At 49.2% G+C, this 20,420-nt stretch carries 12 protein-coding genes; 5 read left to right on the top strand and 7 right to left on the bottom strand.

Annotated elements, in window-relative coordinates:
• Window positions 1-101: 101 nt before the first annotated feature.
• The 3 genes from MHI37_RS08120 to pheS form a co-directional block, all read right to left on the bottom strand.
• Window positions 102-3,368, bottom strand: a complete 3,267-nt coding sequence (locus MHI37_RS08120) for a hypothetical protein (RefSeq protein ID WP_076336222.1) — start codon at window positions 3,366-3,368, stop codon at window positions 102-104.
• 199 nt (window positions 3,369-3,567) lie between these two features.
• Window positions 3,568-6,009, bottom strand: a complete 2,442-nt coding sequence (gene pheT / locus MHI37_RS08115; protein WP_076336223.1) for a phenylalanine--tRNA ligase subunit beta — start codon at window positions 6,007-6,009, stop codon at window positions 3,568-3,570.
• A 24-nt stretch (window positions 6,010-6,033) separates the two neighbouring features.
• Window positions 6,034-7,068: a phenylalanine--tRNA ligase subunit alpha gene (pheS, locus tag MHI37_RS08110; RefSeq protein ID WP_076336224.1), complete on the bottom strand. Its 1,035-nt coding sequence runs from the start codon at window positions 7,066-7,068 to the stop codon at window positions 6,034-6,036.
• Window positions 7,069-7,540: 472 nt separating this feature from the next.
• On the opposite strand from pheS, the gene MHI37_RS08105 reads away from it, so the two are divergent.
• A complete protein-coding gene (locus tag MHI37_RS08105; RefSeq protein WP_076336225.1) occupies window positions 7,541-8,821 on the top strand; it encodes a class II aldolase/adducin family protein in 1,281 nt (426 codons plus the stop codon).
• 1,100 nt (window positions 8,822-9,921) lie between these two features.
• Here the strand turns inward: MHI37_RS08105 and MHI37_RS08100 are convergent.
• The 3 genes from MHI37_RS08100 to MHI37_RS08090 are packed head-to-tail and all read right to left on the bottom strand — an operon-like array spanning window position 9,922 to window position 12,920.
• Window positions 9,922-10,629, bottom strand: a complete 708-nt coding sequence (locus MHI37_RS08100) for a response regulator transcription factor (RefSeq protein ID WP_076336226.1) — start codon at window positions 10,627-10,629, stop codon at window positions 9,922-9,924.
• Window positions 10,626-11,483: a histidine kinase gene (locus MHI37_RS08095; protein ID WP_076336227.1), complete on the bottom strand. Its 858-nt coding sequence runs from the start codon at window positions 11,481-11,483 to the stop codon at window positions 10,626-10,628. The genes MHI37_RS08100 and MHI37_RS08095 overlap by 4 nt, the downstream gene beginning before the upstream one ends.
• A gap of 24 nt (window positions 11,484-11,507) precedes the next feature.
• Window positions 11,508-12,920: a CopD family protein gene (locus tag MHI37_RS08090; RefSeq protein WP_076336228.1), complete on the bottom strand. Its 1,413-nt coding sequence runs from the start codon at window positions 12,918-12,920 to the stop codon at window positions 11,508-11,510.
• 536 nt (window positions 12,921-13,456) lie between these two features.
• Between MHI37_RS08090 and MHI37_RS08085 the strand changes: the two genes are divergently transcribed.
• From MHI37_RS08085 to MHI37_RS08070, 4 genes are all read left to right on the top strand, one after another.
• Complete coding sequence (locus MHI37_RS08085) at window positions 13,457-13,606, top strand: hypothetical protein (RefSeq protein ID WP_179090179.1); 150 nt, start codon at window positions 13,457-13,459, stop codon at window positions 13,604-13,606.
• A gap of 342 nt (window positions 13,607-13,948) precedes the next feature.
• Entirely contained in the window at window positions 13,949-14,833 is an 885-nt protein-coding gene (locus MHI37_RS08080) for an AraC family transcriptional regulator (protein WP_076336229.1), read from the top strand.
• A 109-nt stretch (window positions 14,834-14,942) separates the two neighbouring features.
• Window positions 14,943-16,232 (top strand): glycoside hydrolase family 27 protein, encoded by a 1,290-nt coding sequence (locus MHI37_RS08075; protein WP_076336230.1) that lies wholly within the window; start codon window positions 14,943-14,945, stop codon window positions 16,230-16,232.
• A 1,350-nt stretch (window positions 16,233-17,582) separates the two neighbouring features.
• Window positions 17,583-18,962, top strand: coding sequence for a Glu/Leu/Phe/Val dehydrogenase (locus MHI37_RS08070; protein ID WP_076336231.1), 1,380 nt, complete (start codon window positions 17,583-17,585; stop codon window positions 18,960-18,962).
• A 78-nt stretch (window positions 18,963-19,040) separates the two neighbouring features.
• Here the strand turns inward: MHI37_RS08070 and MHI37_RS08065 are convergent, their stop codons facing one another.
• Window positions 19,041-20,369 carry a VWA domain-containing protein gene (locus MHI37_RS08065; protein WP_076336232.1) on the bottom strand — a complete coding sequence of 443 codons (1,329 nt, stop codon included), beginning with the start codon at window positions 20,367-20,369 and terminating at the stop codon, window positions 19,041-19,043.
• Window positions 20,370-20,420: the final 51 nt, after the last annotated feature.

Below are 20,420 nucleotides of genomic sequence, written 5' to 3'. Positions count from 1 at the left end.
AGTATGGCGAAATGATATACTTTCCTATAATAAAAAAAACAGAAGCAGAGAGCGTTGGCATATGCCATTGCTCTCTGCTTCTGTTTTTTGTTCGCTATGGATTAGCTGTGCTCGATAAGCTCAATCCACTCATTATATTCGGTTTGCAGCTTTGAATACTCGTTTTTCAGCTTATGATGCTGCTCTAGCAGGTCGGAATGATCCTCGGCCAGCTTTTCTGCTGCACGTGTCGCTTCATCTCGCTCATAAGAGAGCGACTCCAATGCGCTTGCTGCCTCATCACGCTCAAGACTAAGCCTCTCCGCTCTGCGCGCAGCCTCGTCACGCTCCACTGCAAGCTTCGATGTATGCTCATTAAGCTCCACCTCCAGCTCAGATGCCGCCGCTGCCTCCTGCATCGCTCTCTCCAGCTGCGCGCGCAGCGTCGCTTCTTCCGCTTCGCGCGCTTGTCGCTCCAGCTCTAGCTGCTTCGCCTCAGCAGCCACTCGCTCAGCGTATTGCTGCTGAGCTTGCAGACGCTCACTAAGCTCACTTTCGCGCGCGGCAGCTGCTTCCAGCTGCTGCGCAGCAATACGCTCGCGCGCAGCCGTCCATTCAAGCTGCTCCGTCACTTCCTTCTCCTTCTCCTGAAGCTTCGCAAGCTCCGTCTTATACGTTTGTTCGCCTTCCGCAGCAGAAGCTGCTATCGATTCAATTTTAGCGAGCTGAACTTGCAGCTTTTGGATCGATGTTTCATAATCATGCTTCTGCTGAAGCAGCTGCTCCTCATGATTCACAATAAGCTGCTGCAGCTGTTCTTCATGCTCGACAGCTAGCTCCAATAAACGCTCCTCGCGTTCATTTGCCAATTGCCTGCGCTCTTCCTCTTGCTCGGCGGCAAGCTTGTTATACCGCTCTTCATACTCATCAGCCAGCTGCTCGGAGCGAGCTAATTGTTGAACGGCAAACGCCTTGGACTTCTCTTCGTATTCATGAACTAGCTGCTTCGTCTGCTCTTCCTGCTCCAAGGCCTGCTCCAGCAGCTGCTCTTCATATTGATCCGCTTGCTGTTTATATTTGCTCTCGTATTCAGCTCCGCTGCGTGCAGCCTGTGCTTTATACTCCGCAGCTTTGCTGGCTGCCTGCGCTTCATACTCACGCTCAAGCTGCTTCGATTGCTCTTCCTGCTGCAAGGCCTGCTCCAGCAGCTGCTCTTCATATTGATCCGCTTGCTGTTTATATTTGCTCTCGTATTCAGCTGCGGTGCGTGCAGCCTGTGCTTCGTATTCCGCAGCTTGGCCGGCTGCCTGTGCTTCATGCTCCCGTACAAGCTGCTTCAATTGCTCTTCCTGCTGCAAAGCCTGCTCCAGCAGCTGCTCTTCATATTGATTAGTCAGCTTCAACAATTGCTCTTTATGTGCTGCTGCGAGCTGCTCATACTGTGAATCACGTTCAGCTGCCAGCTGCTCATAACGTTCATTGCTTTCTGCCGTCAGCTGCTTGAACAGCTCATCGTTCTCCGCTTCGACAACTTTAAGCTGCTCCTCCTGCTCGAGACGCAATGCTAATATCAGCTGCCTCTGCTCCTCCTCTAGGGAACGAAGCTGCTGCTCATGCTCCTGCTTCAAGGAATCGCGCTGCTGCTCCAGCTCTATGCGCAGCGTATTTCGGTGCTCTTCTCTATCATTTTCAGCTATGAGCTCTAGCTCTTCCTGCTTAAGCAGCAGCTGAAGCACCTGCTGCTCCTGCTCCTTCTGTTCGCCTTCGAGCTGCTGAAGCTTTTGCTCAAGCTCCTGCTGAAGCTCTATCGCTTCTTTCAAGCGCTGCTGCAAATCAGATGCTCGCTTATCTGCAGCAGAGACGTGGCTGCGCTCATGAGTAAGCTTATGCTCAAGCTCCTGAATCTGCTCTGCTGCTTGAGCTTTAGCCGCTTGCAGCTCTTCAAGCTGATCGCGCGTGCCAGTCAGCTCGCTTCGCACAAGCTCCAATTCACTTTCCCGTGCGCTTGCTTCTTGCTCCAGCTGGGCATAAGAGGTACGGTACACCTCTTCCTGCTCCAGTGACTGCATCAGCTGCTCGTCCACCTGAGCGATGCGCTGCTCAAATGCTTGCTTATCAGCGTCCCAGCCCTGCTGAAGCTCAGCAGCCTGTGCTTGCAGCTTACTGCGCTCTTCAAGCCAGCCGTTTCGTCTGCGCTCAAGATCAGCACGGAATGCCTGCTCCGCCTGAGCAGCTTGCACCTTCCACGACTGCTCTCGTTCCTCGCCAAGGCGAGCGAGCTCTAGTTGTGACGCTTCTGTATGTGAGAGCCAGCTCTGCTCGCGTGCATCCCACTTGCTTTGCCAGCTTGCTTCATGCTCGCTCAGCAGCGCTTCCTTCTCTAACGTCACGCTGGAGAGCGCAGCCTCATGCTCAGCGATTAACGCTGCGAGCCGCTCTTCCTTCTCGCTTCTTAATGCAGCCAGCTCCTCTGACTTCAAGCGTTCGAGCTCCGCGAGCTGGATCTCCCTTTCGAGCTCAAGCTCAACCTCTTGATTTTCTTTAGCCTTCAGCAGCGCAGCAAGCTCTGCTTCCTTTTCACTTCTCAGCTGGCTTAATTCCGCTTCCTTGTTCGTCTGGAGCTGATTCAGCTCCGCATCCTTTTCAATTCGCAGCTCATCAATGGCAGCATCAGCCACATGCTTTAGCTCTGCCAGCTCCGCATCCTTCTGTTCTTGAAGCTCAAGCAGCTCCAATGCTTTCCTGCTGCTAAAATCAGAAAGCTCCTCAGCTTTAACATGCGCCAGCTCAGTCAGCTCTTCCTCCTTGCTGCGTCTCAGCTCAGCAAGCTCTGCTTCCTTCTCAGCTTGGAGCTGCTCCAGCTGCGCATCCTTCTTTGTCCGCAGCGCAGCAATTCGGTCAACATTTTCCTGAGTCAACCGAAGAATGGTTTCTTCCTGCACCTTGATGGCTTCCGTCGCCGCAGCCTGCTGTGCCGACGATTGCTCCGCAGCAAGCGCCAGCATTTCAGCTAGCTCTGCTTCCGCGGCCTCCTTCGCTTTTTGAAGCTGCTCACTTGCCATACGCTTCGTCTCTGCTAGCTCTGCCTGCAGCGAAGTAGCTTGCATGCTGAGCTGCTCAAGCTCCGTAAGCAATAAAGTAAGTCTAGCCTCCTCCTCAAGCAGCCTTGTATTATCCCGTCTCAGGCGGAAAACTTCCTCTGTAATTTGTACTGCCGAGAGCACTGCCAGCTTCGGCATATCCAGTCTCGGATAGCCCTTTGCCAGTTTTTTCATGCTTTCGTCGATTGCCGTAGCAACCCTTTTCATATATTCCACATTGGAATGGCCTTTAAGTTTATATTGAACTCCATATATATCAACCGTAACAACCGTTTGTTCAGCATCCATTAAGGCAAATCCCCCTATTATCCAAGTAGAGCGAGCGTTAACAGCTGTCGTGGCTTAGTGGAAAAAGCCATTCTCGTTTCCCGTTGAAATATAGGCATCATAATCACGAAAAACAGAATCATGCCTTATATTTAAAAGGAAAAAGCCGCATCGTTAGCTCACTAGGAACTATTTCGATGCGGCTTTGAAGGTTTCCTGCCTACTTGCGTAATTCTGCTGCAAAAGATTGTTCTAATTTTAAAACAACCTTGCCATGAAGCTCCGTTACTTCCTCATCTGTCAATGTACGCTCTCCATGACGGTAAACAAGCGATAGAGCGACGCTTTTTTTGCCTGCTCCGAGCTTTTCTCCGTTGTACACGTCGAAGATGCGAACAGACTCAAGCAATTCAGCGCCAATTTCCCATGCAGCGCCGGTTAGGCTGGCAGCCGCCACCTCATTGTCTACAACGACTGCGATATCACGCTGCATAGCTGGATAACGCGGAAGCACCTTGTATTCAATTCCCGAATCAGCCAGCTCGTAGATCAGATCAAGACCGATCTCCAGCACATAGGTATCGGCAAGATCTGCCTCAAGCTGAAGCGCTGGATGCAGTTGACCGACATAACCAATCACCTCATTGCCCTTTGGCGTGTGAAGCAGAACAGCAGCCGTTCTGCCTGGGTGGAAATGCTCAGGCTGTGCCGCTTCGTACGATACGCTTGCCGTCAGCCCCAGCACCGCAAATATCGTCTCCAAAACACCTTTCGCATCATAGAAGTCAACCTGTGCAGCTTTCGCATTCCATTGTGCCTCTGAACGATTGCCTGTCAGAAGGGCCGCAAGGCGATGCTTCTCTTGCGGCAAGCGAGTCAGCTGTTCTTCATCCGTATGGAAGACGCTCCCGATTTCAAACAACGCTGCGGATTCATTTTTGCGGTTGCGGTTATAGCCGGCTGTTTCGAGCAGCTGTGCGATAAGCGTCGTGCGAAGCACGCTTCGGTCCTCGCTCATTGGCATAGCCAGGCGAACGGGATTCGTATGCTCAGCAAGAGCAGGGAACAGCTTCGTGCGCTCAGGTCCTGTGAAGGAATAGCTGACTACCTCGTGAAGCCCTGCATCGGATAGACGCCTCCGCAGCTCCCGACGAATCGATTGCGGCTTCGTTAAGGAGCCTGGCACGACATCGCCATGAATAAGCGTCGTAGGAATTTCATCATAGCCATGCAGACGGGCGACCTCTTCAATCAAATCAACCGCACGCGTAATGTCGCCGCGGCGAGTCGGAACATCTACGGTGAACACATCACCCTCAGACAGCTCGTAGACAAAGTGCAAGCGACCAAAAATCGTTAGAACCTCAAGTCTCGACAGCTCCGTACCGAGGTAGCCATTAATTTTATCGAGCGAAACCGATACTTGGGCTGGTTTCACTGCTGCTGACGTTGCCTGAACGATACCTTCCGTTACAAGGCCATGAGCAATGTCTGCTATGAGGGCTGCTGCGCGATCCAGCGCTGGAATAACACGCCCAGCGTCAACCTCTTTCTCAAAGCGAACGCTTGACTCTGAGCGAAGTCCGAGCTGACGCGACGTTTTTCTAATCGTACCGCCATCGAATTTAGCCGATTCAAGCAAAATATTAACCGTTGCGCCCGTAACCTCTGTGCTCGCTCCGCCCATAACACCTGCAAGTGCAATCGGCTGCTGACCATCTGTAATGACGAGCATATGCGGCTCTAGCTTGCGTTCCTGGTCATCAAGCGTAACAAGTGTTTCACCTGCTTTGGCAAGACGCACCTCGATGCGTCCGCTCGGCACGAGGTCTGCATCAAACGCATGCAGAGGCTGACCATACTCAAGCATAACGAAGTTCGTAACGTCAACTACGTTATTGATAGGACGAACACCGGCAGCTATTAATCGGTTTTGCAGCCACAATGGAGAATCGCCGATTTTCACGTCTTTAATATAACGTGCAGAATAATGTGAGCAATGCTCATCAGCGCTGATCTCAACAGATACAAGGCTGTCCGTGCGCACCGAAGCGCGATGGACGGATGGGCTTGGCAATTTCACCTCGCGACCGGTTAATGCTCCAATCTCATAGGCCACGCCCAGCATGCTCAGGCAATCAGAACGGTTAGGAGTAAGATCCAGCTCAAGCACCTGATCATCAATTCCGAGCACCTCGCCGATCGGCGAACCAATCTTCGTCTCCGCCGGAAGCACAAGAATGCCTTCCTGCTGCTCCTTAGGCAGCAGCTTCTCGTTCAAGCCAAGCTCCTTCGCCGAGCAAATCATCCCTTGGGATTCCACGCCGCGCAGCTTTGCGCGTTTAATTTTGAAATCACCAGGCAGCACCGCACCGATAACAGCAACGGGAACCAGCTGGCCCGCATCAACGTTTTTGGCTCCGCAGACGATTTGCAGCTCCTCGCCTGTGCCTACATCTACCTTACAAACGTTCAGCTTATCTGCATCCGGATGCTTTTCCTTCGATTTCACATAACCGACAACAACACCGGTTACGCCTTTATTGCGAGACTCAACAACGTCAATCTCGATACCGCCGCGCGTCATTTTCTCAGCAAGCTCTTCTCCTGTGAAGCCAGACAGGTCGATATATTCATTTAACCAATTATAGGATACTCTCATCGCTCTTCTTCCCTTCTCTCATTGCTACATTCTTGCGAATTGACTTAAGAACCTTAGATCGTTCGTATAGAAATGACGAATATCGTCAATACCGTATTTCAATAATGCGATCCGCTCAACGCCCATACCGAATGCAAAGCCGCTAACCTCTTCAGGATCGTAGCCGCCCATTTCAAGTACGCGCGGATGAACCATGCCGCAGCCCAAAATTTCAAGCCAGCCTGTTTGCTTGCACATCCGGCAGCCTTTACCGCCGCATTGCACGCAGGTTACATCAACCTCGGCACTTGGCTCTGTGAACGGGAAGAAGCTTGGACGAAGTCTGATTTGCGCCTGCGAGCCGAACATTTGCTGCACGAATTGCAGCAGCGTGCCTTTCAAATCGCTCATACGGATATTTTTGCCGATCACAAGGCCTTCAATTTGATTGAACTGAAAGGAATGCGTCGCGTCATCATCATCACGGCGGTATACTTTACCTGGGCAAATGACCTTAACCGGCGTTTGTCCGTTCATCGCTTTCATTGTCCGAACCTGTACGGGCGATGTATGTGTACGCATTAGAATATCGTCAGTCACATAGAATGAATCCTGCATGTCGCGCGCAGGATGATTTTTCGGCAAATTCAGTGCCTCGAAGTTATAATAATCAGTTTCCACTTCTGGACCCTCTGCGATCGTATAACCAAGACCAACAAACACATCTTCAATTTCTTGAGCTACCTTATTAAGCGGATGCACAGCGCCGGTTGGCAGAAGCTTGCCCGGCAGTGTAACATCAAGCGTCTCCGCAAGCAGGCGATTATTCGTCTCCGCATGCTGGAATGCTTCCTGCTTCTCGTCAATAACCGTTTCGATGGCTGCACGAACATCATTGCCTACCTGTCCGATGACAGGGCGCTCCTCAGCGCTCAGTCCACCCATACCGCGCAAAATTTCAGTTAAAGCACCTTTTTTTCCTAAGTATTTCACGCGCAAGTCATTAAGCTGCTGCGGTGTCTCTACATGCTGAAGCTCCTGCAGCGCTTCGGTACGCAAGCCTTCCAATCTTTCCTTCATTCTTCTTCGCCTCCATATCATCTTCCTTAAATCTTGACACAAAAAAAAGCCCTCTCTCCCTGAAGGGACGAAAGAACCGTGGTACCACCCTAATTCGGACTACTCTCCAGCTTGCCAACTGGCAATGAAGTGTAATCCCTTAGCCCCATAACGGCGGGAACCGGGCCTTCCCTACTCGCGCCCTGCGGCATGCCGCATTGACGTTTCAGGTGCCTGCTCTAGAGTGAACTTCTGCAGCCTAATTTCACAAAGACGCTCTCAATCTACGGCGTCTTCTCCCTGTGCGAAAGCACTGCATACTTTTCTCTATCATCGCTTTATAACGAATATGAAACAATAATCTTTATTATATGCAATCAGCGGAGGCGTTGCAACAGCAAGCTCGAGTTATTTCGTTCAAAATGTAACAAATGTCACATCCTAATAAAAAAAATTGCAGTATTCTAAAGTAAAAGCGAAGGGGGATGATTCTATGCAATTCGAGCTTCTGCATCCATCCGATCAAATTTTGATGATGATGGAACGCATTTATGAATATGGTATGACAACGACCTCTGGAGGCAACTTATCCGTACTAGACGAGAACGGAGATCTATGGATCACGCCTGCCGGCATCGATAAAGGCGAGCTGACAAGAGCGGATATGGTATGCGTTAAGGACGATGGAACGATCGTGGGCAAGCATAAGCCATCCAGCGAATATCCGTTTCACAAGCTCATTTACAGCCGCAGAGCTGACTTGAAGGCGGTCGTTCATGCCCACCCTCCAGCACTCGTTGCGTTCAGCATGGTCAGGAAGGTTCCAAATGTTCATCTCTTACCTAATGATTACCTTGTATGCGGCGAGGTTGGCATGGCGAAATATGGATTGCCGGGGAGTCTCGAGCTCGGCGAGAATATCGCCCTTGTATTCGAGCAAGGCTTCAACACCGTTATGCTGGAAAATCATGGTGTAGTCGTAGGCGGCGAAAATCTTTTTGAGGCATTTCAACGCTTTGAAACACTCGACTACTGTGCTCGGCTTGAAATTCAAGCGAACCGCATCGGCAAGCCTATCTCGCTTTCCTCTGAGCATTTGATCGACAAGCGGAACCAGCTCATATTTGAATTTATGCCAACCTCCTATAGCAGTGAAGAGAAGGAAGCGCGCAGAGAGATGTGCAAGCTCATCCATCGCTCGTACGATCAGCGTCTTTTTACAAGCACACAAGGTACCTTCTCGCAAAAAATAAGCCAAAACTCCTTTCTCATTACGCCCTATAACATGGATCGAAAATATTTGAAACCAAGCGACTTGGTCAGAATCGACAATGGCCGCAAGGAAGCAGGTAAAACACCGAGCAGGTCCGTTAAGTTTCATCAGCATATTTACGAAACACACGCCCATGTCAATTCCATTATTATCGCCCATCCGCCAAATGTAATGGCATTCGCGGTAACAAAGGAGCAGCTCGATTCACGCACCATTCCTGAGAGCTATATTTTGCTCCGCAACATTCCTAAGGTTCCTCATGGCAATCTCTATAAAGCTCCGGAGTCGACGTCAGCTCTGTTTCAAGAAGGCACACCCAGTGTCATCGTCGAGAACGACAGTGTTATCGTTACCGGACAAAGTCTGCTGAACACATTTGACCGGCTGGAGGTCGCGGAATACAGCGCCAAAGCGATCATTGATGCAAAGAGCATCGGACAAATTGTTCATATGGAGGATGCCCGAATCAAGGAAATTGAGATTGCCTTTCATCTAAAATAAGTTGAACTAGAAATTTACGTTTGGGCTCTGCGCGAGTAGTTCATTTTTTAAATTCAACTTATATAATTAGCAGGCCCAACCTAACAAGCGTAGAAAGAAACACAAAGTAACTAAGATCTAAATTGCAAACTGAAAGCGTGTCCTGTTGGTACGATAGCGATCTACCGCAAACGTCTCACTGGGGCAAATGATAACCTTCAAGGTTACTCCACGTGCAGGTGTCCAGATGGCGCAGCACCTCGGGGCCCTCCCTTGGAAGGGAGGGTTCGAAACGCCTTTGAAGGTTGCTAGGAGCCTTTAAAGGTTTGGTAGCTAGGAAAAGAGAAGCCTAGACTGCACTTCATACAACAGAAACCTTACATGAGAGTTATTTCAGACGGCTACATGGTAATACTGCAGTAGAATCAGCTCCAAACCAACGAATATCACCCTAGAATAGGCAATCTATTGCACAAAATACAGGCCTGTTGATTATCCTGGTATTGGCTTAAGGGAAAGTATAGCCATCGGGTGGGAACATGTGTGAATAGATCTATTTATTAGACCTATTCCAACGTTTTAAGCTAATTGGGAAGATTTAGATCTAAAAAATAGACCTATTCCACCGCGGGACGGACATTCTGTGCCCATTTGGCAGAATTTAGTGTAAATAGATCTATTTATTAGACTTATTCCAGCGTTTTAAGCTAATTGGGAGAATTTAGATCTAAAAAATAGACCTATTTCACCGCGGCACGGACATTCTGTGCCCATTTGGCCGGATTTGGTGTGAATAGATCTATTTATTAGACCTATTCCTTCCAGGAGATAGCCGGTGCCGTTTTGGGGCTCGACACTATTCTGTACCCGATGGGCATCCGGCGTTTCTTGTGATGTTTTATACTAAAAAGGATAGCCTCTTTTCAAATAACACTTCCTGTTACTGGAAAATCAACAGACCTGCACAAACTGCAGTGTACGTGCCCTAGTTAGGCTAGTAACGTCGATTACGTTGTACAAAGTGCAGCGTAGCCTCGTCCTATCGCGCTATTTCATAAATGAACCAATCCTACTAGCACGCCCAACCTACGAACCGGAGAAAGAAAACTAAAGGCCTCTTTCTATCTCTCAACCATGCCCTGCTGAAAAGCGTATCGGGTCAGCTGTACCCGATTGCCTAGATGAAGCTTCTGCAAAATATTTTTTAAATGATTTTTAACCGTATACTCAGACAAGCCAAGCTCCACTGCAATCTCCCGATTCGAAGCACCCGTCGCCACTCGCTCAAGCACCTCTTTCTCCCGATCGGTCAGAGGAGTTGTCATAATTGCAGCATCCTTGTCCAGCAATTGCGCTTTCGCCGCTTCGCGCTTCTTCTGTTCGCCCGGCTTGGTTACCGAAAATTCCTGAAGCAAACGGAAGGCTAGCTCCTTCGACATGGGCGCTTCATCCAACGAAATGGCGCGTAAATATTCCATCCAAGAGGACGGAGCCAGATTTTTGAGCAAATATCCCTGCGCTCCCCGCTTGATTGCCTCGAACAAATGCGTAATATCATCCGATACCGTTACCATAACGATCTTCAATGCGGGCATCAGCAGCTTAAGCTGCTGAGTGGCTTCGAGTCCGCCCATACCGGGCATATGAATGTCCATCAGCACCAGATCCGGCTGCAGCTCTGAGATCGCAGCTATCGCCTCCTCACCGCTTGTTGCCTCTCCTACAATAGCAAAGGAGCTGTCACTTAAGACGATATCCCGCATGCCCTCTCGTCCATGTGGATGATCGTCAACCAAAAACACACGTACCTGCGTCGTTTCCTTCATCATTTGACAATACTCCCTCCGATAATGCTTACCGCGGTGCCTTGAGGCTTTAATTGCTTTATGGTTACAGTCCAGCCCATGGTCTCTGCTCGATCCTGCATCATTTTGATGCCATATTTCCCCTTCGCATAAAGCTTGTCCGCCGCTGCCCCGATGCCGTCATCAATAATCGAGCAGCTTAAATAGCTGCCCTGCGCATCGGTGCCGAGCTCGCCCTCGCCGACAATCGTAATATGCTCCGCTTTGGCATGCTTCTGCACATTCATAAGCGCTTCGCGCATAATAGCAAGCAGCTCTATCTTCTGCTTATGCGACAGCATGCCTTCCTGCACGCGCCATTCTACCGAGGTGCGGATGCCGCAGGTTTGCTCCATTTCCGCAGTTAAATGATGGATGCTCTGCATCCAGGTTAGATCTGCTGAAAGCGGCGAATCATGCAAATTCGCAATGGATTGTCTCACATCGTCATAGACATGCCGAACCGTTCTTTTGATCTCATCAGTCGTTTGCTGCGCGTCTAAATCCGTTTGTGCCCGCTCCAGCTTGTCCAGCTTGACCGAGAGCATGAAGAGCGACTGCGATATGCCATCATGCAGCTCGCGCGCAAGCTGCTCCCGCTCCTCGAAAGCAGCCTTTACGACTCGCTCCCGCTGCAGCGTTTCCTGTGTTTGCTCCAGCTTCGCAAACAACGCCCGCAGCAGCGTTAATGTAATCAAAAATACAAATACAGGCGCTAAAATATTGCCGAGATCCATTGAAATAAAGGGAAGCAAAAGCGTATGGCGCAAATATTCCCATAGCCCGATTGCAATCGTCGGAATCCATAGAATAAGCCATTTCAGCCACTTGTAGGACATGTCTGTTTCTTCCCCCGTTCCCTGTTAGTCATTACGGAATGAAATAAGCTCCTTCGTCTCCGCACCGCTCTGATCCTTAATGATAAGCTCAACCTCCCATTTTCCGCGCGTAGAGAGCTCCACCTTCTCCGATTCGTAATCCGTCTCTGTAAACCCTGGAAAGGATAAATAGTCCTCGCCGCTAGCCGCGCGTAGAGGAACCTCTATCGCAGGGCGATTTGGATGATCTACTGCTTGCAGCCGCAAAGAAACGGAAGCTGGTGCCCCTAGCTGCATCGGCAGCCATATTTTGAGATTTATGCGATTTGGTCCAGGTCCGTTTGGCTTAATTTGAATGGTGTAATGCAGCTTATCCCCCATCTTGTGATAAGACAGCGGCTCCGTATTCGGAACAGGACTCAAATAAGTAAATATGCTTACGATGATCAGCACCATTGCCATCAGCAGGCCATCCAGCTTCAGAAGCTTGCCATTTGGCAGCTTTCCTTGCTTCGCTCGCCTATGGAGCAGAAAGCCTGTACATGCGACGAGGAGAACAAGCACACCTTTCGCAAGCAGCATAATGCCCCAGCTTGTATAAAATAGATATTGCCAGGCGGGGAGCAGAAGCACCACCATCCCAATGCCGCTTGCCGTCAATACTAAAATCGTCATCCAAGCAATCTTAGTAAAGCGCTCTGCGAACCTGCCTGCCTCCTTGCGCTCTGCTCGCCAGAACATCAGAAGCAGAAGAAGTCCGCCTGCCCATAAGGCTGAGCATACAATATGTAAGAAATCCAGAACGACGGCAAGCGTATTATCTGGCAGAGCCATTATATGCCCATTGAAGCTCTCAACTGCGGCGAGAAGCAGCGCCCAAATAAGCTTGAATGAATCCGTCAGCCGCAGTACCGCGAAGCCCAGCAGCGACAGCACCAGAATAGCTAGCCATGACTGTCCAGTGGACGTTTCCGTCAGCAAGCGGAACCACTCGTTCGGATTGCCGCCATCATACCCCTTCAACAGCTGCGTAATATGAGTAAATACGAATAGCAATGCAGCAAGCAGAAGCAAACGCATCGCATAGACTTCCCATTTTATAAGCAATCTGCGAGCAATGGAATCTTTGTCTACTGGAATCACAACGGACCACAGCATCATTCCAGATGCAAGCATCAATGCGAAATAGTAGAGCGCTCTAGCGGCAAAAAATAAAATCTCTCCAGCCGTAATGCCTTCGGCTCTGCTATTGTCTGAGGAATGATGATGTCCCACCTGCTCATGGGGGTCGAACTCCACCGCAGCATATTTACCTAAAGGCTCAGCTGAAGCCTCTGGCAATACGAGCAATGAAGCAAATGCTATGAGGATGAGCAGCAGTACGCTCATTGTCAAATAACTTGTCCGCCTCTTCGAGGCTGCCCGATCTGCATAATGATGAAGTATGGATTTTTTCATTGTTGTCACTTCCCTTTATGTCATTCAGCATTAGTTTACTAGACCGTTGTCAAAAGAACAATTGCAACGCAGCGAGGAGCAAAATCACCCTTGCGGGTAAATGGAAATCGCAGACGCGTCAGCTCACACTTCTAACGGAAACCAAAGACGCTATATCGCCTTGATTTTTCATTTCAAGATTGTAACGGAAGCACGCGCCTCTATTTGTATCCTACATGCCCGATTTCGCTTCATTTCTGCGTAATAGCGTCTCCCTGTTCCGTTAAAATGTGACGCTAGCCAAAAATGGAACTTTAGCGTCTCTGGTTTCCGTTAGCGGTTAGACCCCCTAATTCCGGATGCTCGCGTAGCATCATTCTCCACTGATTTGGAGAATATATAGTTTCCTATACAACAAGGTGAACCGGCTGTCGACGCCCTTGTCTAAGGACAAGAAGTTTCCTATGAAAATACACACCTGAACAGTATCTTCGCATATTTCGCAGCATTAAAACCAATTATACAAGTATTACAAATGGAAGAGGATGTGAATCATAATGGATAAAGATTACCGAATTGCAGAGCTGAGCAGCCAAAGCGACGCGCTTGACGCGATCCGCAGGCTCGAGGAGCAGTTAACGGAAGCCTACGGCACCGACGTCGCCTTAATCGCTTATGCTGCCGACCAAACAGAGGACGAGGAATAAGCTCTCCTTTCGCCAAGGTGAAACGGCTGTCGCCGTCCATAGGCGGCACCAGTACGTTTCATTCCCAAAAATATAGAGAAAGTATACGAAATGGTATACTTCCTATATCTCAATAAAAGGCGTGCTCCTTTGCATTTATGCAAATGGGGGCATGCCTTTTTCACTGCATTGCTTTGCCAAAATTCCAGCCTATGCGTTACGATAACGTAAAAGATAACACTTGATTTAGTTCATATATAAGTTGAACTAGAAATTTACGTTTTGGTCGCTTCGCGAGTAGATCATTTTTTAAGTTAAACTTATATAAATAAGCTCGCGTATGAAATGGAGGTGTTCGTTTCTATGGTTGTTCAGCAGCCCTATGGTGTTTATGGCTATCGCTTTCAAGATCCGCCTGAGCTTCCGATCTATCAGCTGTTTGCAACAGGCTGTCAGGAGGTAACTGATCAAGATTACTATTGGGATGGGATGAAACGAATTGACGGACCGCTTTATTTATTTCAATATACCCTCTCCGGCTTTGGTCATTTCCGGTTAGGCGCAGAAACGCACGAAATTCATGCAGGAACAGCCTTTCTCGCAGAAATTCCCGGTGACCATCACTACTGCTTGCCAAGCTCCAGTGATCATTGGACCTTTTATTTTGTACTGATCCGTCAGCAGCATTTGCAAGGGCTTTGGAAGGAGCTCCTGCAAATAATAGGGATTGCGCCATCCTTTGAGCCGTCCAGCGCAGTCGTACGCACCCTGCAGCGCTTGTATACAGAAGCTCGCAGCAATCGCATTCACAACAGCTATCAAGCATCTTCGCTTGTTTATGGCCTGATGATGGAGCTGCTCCAATCGAGCACCGCGCAGCAGCAGGAGAAAGAGAGCTGGCCGCAGCCGATCCAGCAGGCTGCGGCATTCATGGAGGCTGAGTTTCACCGCTTGCAGAGCCTCGATGATGTTGCTGGTGCCGCTGGACTCTCCAAGTACTATTTCACAAGAATGTTTACCCAAACGACAGGCATTACACCGATGGACTACGTTACAAAGCTTCGAATCGAGCGAGCGGTTCAGCTGCTTCGTACAAGCCCTCTCTCCGTGGAAGAGATTGCATACGCCGTAGGTTTCGCAAGCGGAAGCTACTTTAGTAAAGTATTCCGAAGCCGAGTTGGATTTCCTCCCGCTGATTTCCGCTTGGCGAAGGAGCTTCCATCCATCGATCGATTGCAATTCGATTAGAGAGCAATATTTTACATACAATCGCAATAAATTGTGCTAGTCACTGACTACTGTTTCGTTTTACGATTATTGCATAGAGCAATATTACGATCAGAGAGGACGAAATCAAATGACTAAAGCACACAAGCATCACCAATATGCCACTTTACCGCCCATGGGCTGGAATAGCTGGGATTGCTACGGCGCCAGTGTAACGGAAGAAGAGGTTAGAGGCAATGCCGCTTATATGGCGGAGCATTTGAAGGACTTTGGATGGGAGTACGTTGTCGTAGATATTCAGTGGTATGAGCCTGGCGCAAATTCATCGCAATATCGCGCTTTCGTGCCCCTGGAGATGGACGAGCATTCCCGCCTGCTGCCTGCCGCCAATCGTTTTCCTTCTGCTGCGAACGGGCAGGGCTTCAAGCCTCTCGCAGATTATGTCCATTCCTTGGGGCTAAAATTCGGTATTCATATTATGCGGGGCATTCCGCGTCAAGCGGCTCATGCCGACACCAAACTGCTCGGAACGGAAGCGACGGCACGCTCCATTGCTCATCCAAACTCTATTTGTCCGTGGAATACGGACATGTACGGGGTGGACGCCTCGAAGGATGGTGCACAGCAATACTATAATTCCTTATTCGATTTGTATGCATCCTGGGGAGTAGATTTCATCAAGGTCGATGATATTGCTGCCTCTAGGCTTTATGGCATTCACTTGGATGAAATTAAACTGATTCGCCGTGCAATTGAACAATGCGGCAGGCCAATGGTGCTCAGTCTGTCGCCTGGACCAGCTCCTTTGGAGCATTCGGAGGAGCTCAAGGAGCTTGCGAATATGTGGCGGATGACAGATGATTATTGGGATCTCTGGCATTTGCTGCATGAGATGTTCGAGCGCTGCGAGAAGTGGGCGCCTAAATTAACTGAAGGTGCATGGCCGGATTGCGACATGCTGCCGCTCGGTCACCTTGGCATCCGCTCCGTTGATGGCGGAGGAAGTGACCGCTGGACGAGATTTACGAAAGACGAGCAGGTCACGATGATGACGCTATGGTCGATTTTCCGCTCACCGCTTATGTTTGGAGGCGAGCTGCGAGACAACGACGAGTGGACTCTAGGCCTGCTTACCAACGATGAAGTGCTCGCTTTGCATCGCAACGGCCGCGGTGCCCGCCAGCTCTACCGTGAGCAGGAGCGCATTGCCTGGACCGCACAGGATGAAGCAGGTGCAACCTATGCAGCTTTGTTTAACGCAGGGGAGCAAATCGATACGGTCACCGTTACTTTGGAGCAGCTAGGCTTAAGCGCTGCACCGCAGGTTCGCAATTTGTGGGCTCGCGAGGATCTTGGTGCCTTGAATGAGCTGTCGTTTACCTTAGCACCTCACAGCTCTATTTTGCTAAAGCTGACTTAACGCTGTGAAAGCTTAGTATTTCCTTGCTGGAGCTCGGGACCGCAACACAAGGTGAAACGCGCCGCCGGCCTTTCAAAAACAAAGCTCGTTTCTCAGTGGCAGCTACGCCTATTTTCATTGAAAACCTATAAATTCTTGTAGCTTAAAAAACGAGGCTGTCTTAAAGAGATAGGAATATTATCCTTTAAGTCAGCCTTTTTTTCTGTAAATGGAGTGAAAACCGGATTCGAGTCCTTGCACTCTGTGACATGCGGATGAGGTTCTGGATACGGACGAGTAGAGTGTCGTGTTGCTGCTGCACTGCACTTTCTACAATCAAATTTGCTGAAAATGAGGGTCAATGCGCGTAAACTGCACTTCGTGCACTAGATTGGAAAAGGTCTAAGTAAGGAAATCAAAGCATCCGGCTGCAACCGCGTTCACCAGGCATTTGCTACTCGCTTCGTTTTACCTTCACCTATACACCTTCCATGAATTTAGATGGAATTTTGCTCTTACAGCATCAAAGTAACTCGGATTAGTGGTCTGTAAGAACCGGTAGGTTCTTACAGACTGAGTTCGGCGTATGAGTAAGGTTGAAAGGTTCGCTGTAAGCACACCTATGCTCTTACAGCATCAAAGTAACTTGGATTAGTGGCCTGTAAGAACCGGTAGGTTCTTACAGAGTGAGTTCGGCGTATGAGTAAGGTCGAAAGTTCGCTGTAAGCACGCCTATGCTCTTACAGCATCAAAGTAACTCGGATTAGTGGCCTGTAAGAACCGGGAGGTTCTTACAGAGTGAGTTCGGCGTATGTGTAAGGTCGAATGTTCGCTGTAAGCACACCTATGCTCTTACAGCATCAAAGTAACTCGGATTAGTGGCCTGTAAGAACCGGGAGGTTCTTACAGAGTGAGTTCGGCGTATGTGTAAGGTCGAAAGTTCGCTGTAAGCACACCTATGCTCTTACAGCATCAAAGTAACTCGGATTAGTGTCTACTTTCTTGACAGAGGTTCAAAATTCCAGTTAAATTTGCTGAGCTCAAGGTGAAACGGCTACCGCTGGCCTTATGGCGCCGGCGCGTTTCATTCCGGAGAAATAGAGAGATCGTATGGCGAAAGGATATACTTTCCTATATTTTCAAACAACAGCTACACACATAAATGTGTATAGCTGTTGTTTGCTTACTTTGTGCTTAATCCACTATTCGCGTAGGGCCAGCACGACTTTTCGCGGCTATATTTTGGCTTACTGGTGACAATATGTTACAGTTATGGTTCATGCGCGAACAGCATCAGTGCTTATCCATATGCAAATGCAGGCTGCGTGTGAATATCATCGCTTTCATGAAATCAGAGGAGGTCGTTTAGTTATGGCAAGCCAAACAGGAGCCATCGTACAGCAATCCTTAAATGCTTTAATGGGAGACTATGCCTTTTTGCCAAATTTGCAGGACAAGGCACGAGAGCAAGCCTTTCTTTCACTTGCAGCAATTCTATCTACACCTAACAAAGTACATAAAGCCTTCTTGCGAATTACCGTTGATAATGGTGATGTCGTCCGTATTCCCGCCTACCGAATTCAGCATAACGATACACTCGGACCTTACAAGGGCGGCATTCGTTTCCACGAATCCGTAAGCGAGGATGAAGTAACGAATCTCGCTGCGCTTATGACACTCAAAAACGCACTGCATGAGGTGCCCTTTGGTGGAGGCAAGGGTGGAGTCATTATTAATCCGCGCAACTATTCCACGAAAGAGCTTTATCTTATCTGCAAAAAATATGTGCAATATTTCAGTGACGTGCTGGGTCCCGATAAAGATATCCCAGCTCCCGATATGGGAACGAGCGAGCGCGAAATGGACTGGATGATGGCCGAATACAAAAGCATTCATCCCGGCCACCCTTACCTTGGCAGCTTCACCGGCAAAAGCGTCATCAACGGCGGCTCGCTTGGCCGAAAAGAGGCTACCGGAAAAGGCGTCTATTTCACCTTCCGTTATATGCTGTACGACTTCCTCAGAGCCCAAAGCAGCTGGCTTGCCGGCAGCATAAATCCATTCGTTCAAACCGCGCTCGCGCACGCGGACAAGCCGTTGTCGATCGCCGTACAGGGCTTTGGCAACGTCGGCTCTGTCGCCGCGCTGGAGGCTTACAAATGCTCATATTTAAACAATAAGGTCGTCGCGGTTAGCGACAGGAATGTGACACTCTACAATCCGGATGGCCTGTCTATTCCTACCTTGATTGAATATACCGCTCAGCACCAGGGCGATCTTCCGTTTGAGGAGGCAGCTCTTGCCGCCCTTAACCTGAAGGCGCAAATCCTCCCTCGTGAGGAGGTCCTTTACTTAGACGTCGATGTACTGTTCCTTGCAGCGCTTGAGGAGCAGGTTCATCAAGATAATGTCGAGCTCGTCAAGGCACGTATCATCGTTGAAGGAGCGAATGCACCTATCACCGGCGAGGCTGATGCCGTATTAAGCGCAAAAGGCACGATCATTATCCCTGATATACTTGCGAATGCCGGCGGTGTAATCGTCTCCTATTTCGAGTGGCTGCAAGGGAGAGAAACGCAATTTTTCAGTGAAGAGCAGGTTTACCAGATGCTTTACGAAAAAATGCAAGCAACGTTAAACGGTATTTTGCCGACATTCTTCGGAGATCCGTTCCCTCTGCGCCAAAGCTGCTACAACCATGCAGTAATGAAGCTATCCACTGTGCTTTATCGTCAGGGCAAGCTTTATTAGACTTTTAAGCATATAACCAAAAGGGCAATTCTTCGAGCAGCTGCTGCTGCCGAGGAATTGCCCTTTTGTCTTTGTTCGCTACTCCTGCGCGTACCGATTAATGACCTCAACAAGTAAATCGTTCAGCAGCTTAACCTCATATTCGCCTACAGCCGGCTCAAGATGGCCGCTGCCAATTCCACTGTCGTCCGTCAAAAATAAATAAGTGCCTCCTGTCGCTGCTGCCAAGAAGCGCAGCAAATATTCAGTGTCTACGCTAACTCCGCTTGAGGCAACGGGAATAATACGAACGCCCTGTGCCGCTGCTTCCTTAGTTAGCCTCTTCATCTCATCAATCACCTGCGCATCATCATGCGGAGGCGCATCTAGAACAAGGAACAGCAGCCGAGCCCTTGCCTCTTTGCTCCAGTCATGCTCAAATAGCGCATCCTGCAGCGCTTGATCGACAGCCTCAGGATAATCGCCGCCCCCTTTGGCCTCTTGCTTGCTGAACTGACTGATGACCTTATTCACGTCAGACGTAAATGGATATGGCTTTACGATATAATCATCATTTCGGTCACGATAAAAGTTGGCGCTTATTCGCATGTCCAGCTGATTCGAATGCTGATCAGATACTCTGCTTACCACATCCTTAAGCTCAGCCTCTAAGTAATTAAGCTCATCCTCCATCGAGCCCGTCGTATCCACTACAAACATAATATCGAGTTGATTGGACAGCTTCCCGCTATTTCCTAAATCCACCTTAACGCTGCCCTGCTGCGGAATTTGAAGCTGCTGCGTCGTCTTGCTCTCTTGTCCAGACTGTACTTTAACCGTATATTGCCCCAGATTTGCTGTATCCCGCTCAAACAGTCCAGCATAAACGTACGCTCTGCCTTCCGTATTTGTGCGTGCAGTCCAGATCGTTTTCTTGCCTGCTGTAAGCTCCACGCTTGCATCGGACACCGCTTTGCCGTTTGCTGTCACAATCACCTCAAGCCGATTGAAGTTCCAAAATTGCCACAATCGCTTGCTGTTGTCCGCTTCCTGAGAATTAAGCAAATTCCCGAATCGCTCCCAAGCGGTTAAATCATCCCATTCACCAGCAGTTAATTGGCCTGCCTGTTCGTTATGATCCGAATTTGGATAACCTCGTTTGCCGCCTTCCTTCTCTCTTTGCGGCACTTCAGCGATCGAATCCAAGCGATTGTCCATGCTTATTTCCTTTTTAGTTGTTTCTCTGTTTTCAGCTGCAGCATTTCCGCTGCCTGGCGAGCTATTCTTTCCCGTGCTCGCACTGTCATTCTCAGAGGAGGAAGAAGAGCATGCACTAAGGATAAGCAGCATCGCAAGCCCCATTACAGCAAACCAGCTAAAGCCTTTTCTTTTTTTATAAGACTCTTTGAACGAATGACCCTCTTTCATTCTTTCAGCCCCTTATCTTTGTATTTCCTAATCTGACGAATTATGGTTAGC

It is taken from the genome of Paenibacillus sp. FSL H8-0548 (assembly GCF_038630985.1).
Classification (GTDB): Bacteria; Bacillota; Bacilli; order Paenibacillales; family Paenibacillaceae; genus Pristimantibacillus.
This window is presented reverse-complemented; position numbering and strand designations above follow the sequence as displayed.

Bases quoted from the DNA above. Each gene is read 5' to 3' on its own strand.
- MHI37_RS08095 (WP_076336227.1), bottom strand. From the start codon at position 11,483: ATGTCCTACAAGTGGCTGAAATGGCTTATTCTATGGATTCCGACGATT.
- MHI37_RS08070 (WP_076336231.1), top strand. From the start codon at position 17,583: ATGGCAAGCCAAACAGGAGCCATCGTACAGCAATCCTTAAATGCTTTA.
- MHI37_RS08120 (WP_076336222.1), bottom strand. From the start codon at position 3,368: ATGGATGCTGAACAAACGGTTGTTACGGTTGATATATATGGAGTTCAA.
- MHI37_RS08105 (WP_076336225.1), top strand. From the start codon at position 7,541: ATGCAATTCGAGCTTCTGCATCCATCCGATCAAATTTTGATGATGATG.
- MHI37_RS08065 (WP_076336232.1), bottom strand. From the start codon at position 20,369: ATGAAAGAGGGTCATTCGTTCAAAGAGTCTTATAAAAAAAGAAAAGGC.
- MHI37_RS08090 (WP_076336228.1), bottom strand. From the start codon at position 12,920: ATGAAAAAATCCATACTTCATCATTATGCAGATCGGGCAGCCTCGAAG.
- MHI37_RS08100 (WP_076336226.1), bottom strand. From the start codon at position 10,629: ATGATGAAGGAAACGACGCAGGTACGTGTGTTTTTGGTTGACGATCAT.
- MHI37_RS08080 (WP_076336229.1), top strand. From the start codon at position 13,949: ATGGTTGTTCAGCAGCCCTATGGTGTTTATGGCTATCGCTTTCAAGAT.
- pheT (WP_076336223.1), bottom strand. From the start codon at position 6,009: ATGAGAGTATCCTATAATTGGTTAAATGAATATATCGACCTGTCTGGC.
- MHI37_RS08075 (WP_076336230.1), top strand. From the start codon at position 14,943: ATGACTAAAGCACACAAGCATCACCAATATGCCACTTTACCGCCCATG.
- pheS (WP_076336224.1), bottom strand. From the start codon at position 7,068: ATGAAGGAAAGATTGGAAGGCTTGCGTACCGAAGCGCTGCAGGAGCTT.
- MHI37_RS08085 (WP_179090179.1), top strand. From the start codon at position 13,457: ATGGATAAAGATTACCGAATTGCAGAGCTGAGCAGCCAAAGCGACGCG.